Origin of the sequence: Butyrivibrio sp. TB, from assembly GCF_900110805.1 — a bacterium.
In the GTDB taxonomy this organism is placed as follows: Bacteria; Bacillota; Clostridia; order Lachnospirales; family Lachnospiraceae; genus Butyrivibrio; species Butyrivibrio fibrisolvens_C.
The window spans coordinates 40576-47167 of record NZ_FOER01000031.1; the positions used below are offsets into that span (position 1 = coordinate 40576).

The window sequence follows — 6592 nt, forward strand, 5'->3', positions numbered from 1 at the left end:
TTTCTTATGTTCTTTCGGCATGCATTCTCTTTTTGTTTTCATACATGTTGTTATCTGCACGCTTAAAGACGTTTATTGCATCTGCATCTTTATCACTGTCATACGTGGCATAACCAATCGCAGCTGAAACTGCCTCCCAGGGAGATAGACCCTTGTTGTTTGCCAGGTCCGAGAGCTCTTGGTTGAACTTATCTATTAGAGAATCAATATTTTCAAGGTCCTGACCCTTTAGGATTATGGCAAATTCGTCACCTCCCACTCTGAAGACAGGAGAGTGGGCAAATATAGCGCAGACTATATGACAAATGTTCTTGATGGCTTCATTACCTTTTTCGTGACCATAAGTATCATTGATGATTTTCAGGTAATTAAGATCAACGACTCCGATTCCAAATTCAGTTTTTTCAAGCTTAAGATTCCATTCAAGGCTCTTGATCTCATTGTCGTATGCGGTCTTATTTCGTATTCCGGTCAGAGAATCACGGTTTGCAAGGGCTTCCAGCTGGGAGTTCTTATCCTGCATGTCACTTATCATTTTATCTTTGTCGATCAGGTCAAAGGCATAATTCCTTATATCCTCAACCATGGAGAAGATGGAGCTTGACAGGGATTCAATCTCATCATGGGTATGTATGTCAATTTCATCCATAACAAGTTCTGATACAGGAGCGCGCTTTCGGCATTTGTCTTCAATTTTGCCGGTTGCATTTTCAAGGTTCCGTATAGGCCTGACTATCCGCTCGTTATACCATCTGTTGAGCGCTAAAACAAGAAGCAGACCTGCAATAAGTGCAACTATGAATGTCGCAAGCGCATATGTATAGGCTGCTTTATATATATCATCAATAAGGATATCCCCACAGATCACAGCAATGGGCTCTCCTTTTGAATTTATCAGAGGACGGATTGCGGTATATATTTTCCCAAAGTCAGTATCATTTCTAAAGTAAGTGACAGTTGTATCCGTGTCCATGCGCTTAAGGTACTCAAGGGCGACATCCCTTGGATAAGCATCTCCGGTATAGTTTCCGAGATCGGTAAGTTCATCTGCTTCATAGGTCTTTTCATATAAAGTATATGCAGCAAGGACATCCATCATGTTGTCTGGAGGATCTGCCCTTAACGGCTCAATTATATATATAAAAAACAGGTCATGGGTTTCCTTAACGTCATTGGCCAGAGTCTGCAGCTCGTTGTACTTGTCTGATTTGACACCGGTACGCATACACTCTTCAAGGTCATCAACATCTATGCATCTGCTCAGAAAGTTGATGGCATCACCGGCATAGTTCTGATATCTGCTTATCATATCCCTCCTGTAAATATCAAAGCACAAAGTGCCCACGGAAATAGATATGAATATAACAATGATTACACTGATGCGGATAAGTGATTTTTGTAAGGAATTTTTCATTTTTTTATTGTTCATATCTGTCCTGCCTGCACCTCCATTTTAATTGTAACTTGGATTGCGCTGTGACTCAACAAAAAGCTTTATAAACAAAAAACATGTGCTTTTTGTTTACAGGAAGTTTATAGATTATGTTGCATATTAAATGTTACTATATAAACGTAGAAGATTGTCTTCATTTTAGGTTGCAGAGTAACTTTTGGCTGCACGCTGTTCCAGGGTTATTACTTTTCAAAGCCTCTGCCTTTAGAAGAATTTGAGGCAATGCTCAAGGAATAGATTTTGAAATCATTTAGGGAGACTATAAGTTTGAAAGTGTTCCACTTTCAAACCCAAATTGATGACGCGAGCTCCATCAATTTGAACCATTAGTCACTCGCGACATGAGGTTAATTATGAAAATCGCTGAATTGATGGCAAATAAGCTTGAGAAACTCTTTCAGGAGGCATCGCTGGAGAATATTAAAGCAGATACCTACAAGGACCTCTGTGGTGCGCTTCATGTCACGAAAATGTATTATGACATGGATCTTGGTGGTGATGACAGATACCGGAACCACAGGACGGGGAAACTTGTATTTGAAGCAACACCAGTTGATGACAAGCTTGTTCTTTTTGATTCCGGCATGCCGGGAGGCTTAAAAAAGTGTTACAACTTCTACTATGATGGAAATGAGTATGTCCATGCCTACATAGAATTCGAAAAAGCTGTAAAAGAAGATGACATTGACCAGGAACTGTGTGCGTTTATGGCAAATGTTATCTACATCATCATAAGCAGACAGAACATGAGAAAGATGCTTGACTATGCTGAGACATCTGATGTTCTTACAGGAATCCCTAATATTGCAATGGTACAAAGAAAATATTATATGGTACTACAGCATTCCAGGCCACAGGATTATGCCGTTCTAAGGATCAACCTCAGAAACTTCAGATACATTAATGAGATATGTGGTGCACAGGCAGGAGATGAAGCCATAATACAGTATTCAAGGAAACTGCTTAAGTTTACAGAAGATGATGAATGTGCCGGACGCATGGGCGGGGATAATTTTGTAGTATACCTGCACAATGAGAATCTAAAGAACTTTTTAAAGAAGATAAGTACAGTCACCATATCAAAGCTTAAAAATGCTCCAAATAATCGCTTTGACGTTGTGGCATGGGTCGGGATATCCATGCTCTCAGAAGATGAGAACAAGACTTTCCTTGAACGCCTTAACGATGCAAATGTAGCCTGTGGGATTGGAAAGAGCAGATTAAAGCAGGACGTTGTTTATTATGGCAAAGAGCTGAAAAATATGGTGATGCAAGGAAGGGACATTATAGGAATATTTCCGACTGCATTAAAGAACCATGAGTTCACGCCTTTTTTCCAGCCTAAGGTTGACATGAAAACGGGCAAACTTGTTGGTTTTGAAGCGCTGTGCAGGTGGTTCCATGAGGACCATTACATATACCCTGATCAGTTTATTCCGATATTGGACAGAGAGGGGCTTATACCGAAACTTGATCTTGTCATATTTGATGAAACCTGCAAAGCGATAAAAAGATGGAAAGAAATGGGACTTACTCCACCAAGGATTTCAAGTAACTTTTCCAGAAAAGACCTTTTTGTACCAAAGATAGAAAGCAAGATATTAAAGGTAATAGAGGAAAATGGCCTATCTACTGACGATGTGGAAATAGAGATAACAGAGAGCACAAAGGATGTTGAGTATGAGAGACTCATTACATTTGTAAAAACTCTCAAAGAAAATGGGCTGTTTATATCCATCGATGACTTTGGTACCGGATATTCATCCCTGTCACTTCTCCATAACATCGATGTAGATGTAATAAAGATCGATAAGTCTTTTACAGATATGATAACAGCAGATGATAAAACTGCGATTCTTGTTGAAAGCATAATAACTATTGCACAAAGACTAAAGATGGAGATCATCGCAGAAGGCGTTGAGACGAAGGAGCAGGGTAAAAAGCTTGTGGAACTGGGCTGTAATCTGGCGCAGGGATATTATTACAGTAAGCCGGTAGACTATCAGTCTGCGACAGAGATTATAAACAGTTGCGATTATGCACCGGTCGTATGAGACATACCGGAACTACTATGAAGATGATGCTCAGGTTCCGGATGGGGCTTTCGACCTGGAAAATTCTATTTCAGAATATTCCGCGCAAGCTCGAAACGCTTCTGAAGGAACATAGTGTGGAAAAGCGAGTTGTCGGACAGACCATGCTGCTGATTAGGAGGCCTATATGCTCATCCGGCAAATGAACGACAACAAGGCTGTGCTTGCTGAATGCACTGTGAACCTGAAGCAGATGAGCTCTTATCTTACTATGATCGAACTGAGGAAGAGCTTGATTATTCTGTAATCAGTTCATTTGCTCCACCACAGGCAAACGGAAAGTGCGTATACTGCAACCATTGCAAGCCTTGTCCTGTAGGTATAGATATAGGGCTTGTGAATAAGTATTATGACCTTGCAAAGGTAGGCGATTCTTTAGCAATCGAGCATTACAAGACCCTTGAAAAGAACGCTTCAGACTGCATTTCATGTGGTCACTGTGACAACAGATGCCCATTTGGAGTGAAGCAGAGCCTGAGAATGCAGGAAATTGATGAGTATATGGATCAATTGTTGTAAGATTTTGAATGTGATTTTATTTTCCAGGATAATGGGCTTGCAAAGTCTTTAACAATCTACAAATTTCTTGCATAATAATGCATATATGAGGCAACCCGTTTATATCTTTATGAGTATGTTTTTGTAGGAAATACGCATTGTTTTTATGTATGAGTCGATATATGATATAAGTACAAAGAAAGGCAGAAGACTTGGTGGGTTGACACCTAAAATCTGATACTTTTTTTCCGGATATAGGTGCCGGAGGTTGGCAGGCAACGGAAAAACCTGATATTATCCAGACGCAGGTGCTGGAGGTTGGCAGACAACGGAAAAATCAACCACTAAATGGGAGTGTTCACTGCTGCGGCGATGGCATTCCCATTTTAAAATGTAAGATAAAATTATATTGTTTGAGAGGTAAGGCATGAAAGCAAACGATATCATTAGAATGGCACATGACATAATAGATAGTTGTGCTATTGAAAATGATTATATCGAATATAAGAAGTCTGCGGATATAAAGGATGGCATATTAAAGACTGCCTGTGCTTTTTCCAATAACTATATGAATAGAGAAATTGGGCTTATTTTTGTTGGAATTGAAGAAGTGGATGACAAGGAGACTGGAGAAAAAGCTGTACCCGTCAGACCAATATCTGGAATAAAAGAATCCCTTATTGAGTCAACTGAAAATACCATAAAAGCACTACTTGCAAATATTCATCCCAGAATATAATACAGTCTTCATCAGGATGAGATTGATGATAAGAAGTATATTATCATAGCCGTAGAGCCAGGTCCGGATGGGCCTTATGAAACCAGTGATAAAGCAGAGAAAGATAAGAAAATTGGATTAAAGGCTGGTAGATATATCAGGGTAAGGAGAGATTCAAGACTTCCTAACAAGCGCGAAGAATTTGAGCTTCTCAAGAAATTTGCTGACTTCCATTTTACATCGGAACTCAATGAGACAGCTACGCTTGATGATCTTGATTATGAATACATGAAGGAATACCTGGCCAGAACTAATGCAGCTCCAGATATTAGAGCTATGTCAAAGCTTGAAATGGCAAAGGCATTGAAGCTTATAGGAGAGAGCGAATATGGTGGCTTACGCGCCAAGAATTTTGCTGTGTTAATGTTTGCAGATAAACCAGAGCAGTATATTCCATATGCCTATGTTGAGATTATCAGAGAAGCTGTTGGAACAGATAAGATGGAATCGAAGCGCTTTAGCGGTCCAATCTGGATTCAGGCACAGCAGGTAGTTAAGTATTTTGAGGACAATATTCAGGCATCTTACACAATAAGAGATTCTCTTACTAATGCTGCACACAGAGTTTTTAACTGGCCAGCAATAATGTTTGCGGAGCTTTCTACTAATTGTATCCTTCATAAAGAGTATTCAAAAGAACAGTATGTAGGTATTTATTTGTATAAGGACCACATAAGCTTTATTAATCATAATAGGCCGGTGCCACCAGTGACAATCGAGGACATGAACGAAAAGACAGAGTTCCAGGACAGAAACTATCTCAATAAAGAGATAAAGGAGATGTTTTTTAGTCTTGATCTCATTCAGTCCTATGGTTCTGGAATTAGAAGAGCCAAAAATGCTATGGCAGATAACGGTTCACCTAAACTTGTGTTTGAACCAGTAAATGACACAGATGACTATACTATGGTGACAGCCTACATAAATGAGGAGTTTGCTCGTGTCAAAGCTGAGGAAGATGGTAGAAGAGTAGAAGATGATTTAAAAGCCTTGGGCAAGAGTGAGAAAAATGTCACAGAGAATGTCACAGAGAATGTCACAGAGGTTGTCACTGAACTGTTTTCAGATGTTTCGAAAAAGTATTTGAAGAACTATAAAGGTAAACAGAAAGCAACCGCTGAAAAGATATTGAATGCCATTACTTCCAATAATCACGTGACTATCGCTGAAATGGCAGAATTTGCAAGTGTAAGTGATAGAACTATTAAAAGATATTTAAAGGATATGCAAGAGTTTGGGGCTGTTGAACGAAAAGGTAGTGACACAGATGGCGAGTGGCTATTACACTAACTTGATAAGTTTTGAAACAGTAACACTGGACGTTGAAAAAAATGCTGCATTTGCACTTTGGATTAATGCTGACGTAAATTATTTGCAGTCACTACTGGATTAAATTAAAATGAGTTTTCTTAGGAGCTTCACTACGTGAGGCTCCTTTTCTTTGTTTGCGCGCCATGGGTGCGCTCTAACGGGTGAAAGTCCCGAACACGCCCAGATAGTGGGAAGTGTATAGCTGAACAGCAAGGGTGTCCATCGTGAGGTGGAATCTGAAGGAAGCTGTGAGCAAATCTCTGGTCCGACGGACAGAAATCACATATAAGGCTAGGCTACGAGAGATAAGTTGGCAAAGAACAACGAGGTCTAATAACTATCACATTTGTAGTAGCAGAGTAAATGTGGCGGATATATGGAGAGAAAGAGCGTGCGCCTTAAGCGTGGAGGTCTCACAGTGGTTTCATTAGCCTAGTAACAACGAACTGTGAGAAGTCA

The 6592-nt window shown here is 39.8% G+C and carries 5 protein-coding genes; 4 read left to right on the plus strand and 1 reads right to left on the minus strand.

From position 1 onward, the window contains the following. Window positions 1-4 precede the first annotated feature (4 nt). Window positions 5-1309 carry a GGDEF domain-containing protein gene (locus BMX21_RS16890; protein ID WP_177174090.1) on the minus strand — a complete coding sequence of 435 codons (1305 nt, stop codon included), beginning with the start codon at window positions 1307-1309 and terminating at the stop codon, window positions 5-7. Window positions 1310-1806: 497 nt separating this feature from the next. Here BMX21_RS16890 and BMX21_RS16895 point away from each other — a divergent pair, with 497 nt between their 5' ends. The 4 genes from BMX21_RS16895 (at window position 1807) to BMX21_RS19780 (ending at window position 6112) form a co-directional block, all read left to right on the plus strand. Continuing rightward, complete coding sequence (locus BMX21_RS16895) at window positions 1807-3507, plus strand: putative bifunctional diguanylate cyclase/phosphodiesterase (protein WP_177174091.1); 1701 nt, start codon at window positions 1807-1809, stop codon at window positions 3505-3507. Between the two features lie 210 nt (window positions 3508-3717). Next, entirely contained in the window at window positions 3718-4065 is a 348-nt protein-coding gene (locus tag BMX21_RS16900) for a 4Fe-4S dicluster domain-containing protein (protein ID WP_022754474.1), read from the plus strand. Window positions 4066-4471: 406 nt separating this feature from the next. Next, window positions 4472-4783: an AlbA family DNA-binding domain-containing protein gene (locus tag BMX21_RS19775; RefSeq protein WP_242952950.1), complete on the plus strand. Its 312-nt coding sequence runs from the start codon at window positions 4472-4474 to the stop codon at window positions 4781-4783. Between the two features lie 267 nt (window positions 4784-5050). Further along, window positions 5051-6112, plus strand: coding sequence for an ATP-binding protein (locus tag BMX21_RS19780; protein ID WP_242952951.1), 1062 nt, complete (start codon window positions 5051-5053; stop codon window positions 6110-6112). Window positions 6113-6592: the final 480 nt, after the last annotated feature.

Bases quoted from the DNA above. Each gene is read 5' to 3' on its own strand.
- BMX21_RS16890 (WP_177174090.1), bottom strand. From the start codon at position 1,309: ATGATAAGCAGATATCAGAACTATGCCGGTGATGCCATCAACTTTCTG.
- BMX21_RS16895 (WP_177174091.1), top strand. From the start codon at position 1,807: ATGAAAATCGCTGAATTGATGGCAAATAAGCTTGAGAAACTCTTTCAG.
- BMX21_RS16900 (WP_022754474.1), top strand. From the start codon at position 3,718: ATGCACTGTGAACCTGAAGCAGATGAGCTCTTATCTTACTATGATCGA.
- BMX21_RS19775 (WP_242952950.1), top strand. From the start codon at position 4,472: ATGAAAGCAAACGATATCATTAGAATGGCACATGACATAATAGATAGT.
- BMX21_RS19780 (WP_242952951.1), top strand. From the start codon at position 5,051: ATGAAGGAATACCTGGCCAGAACTAATGCAGCTCCAGATATTAGAGCT.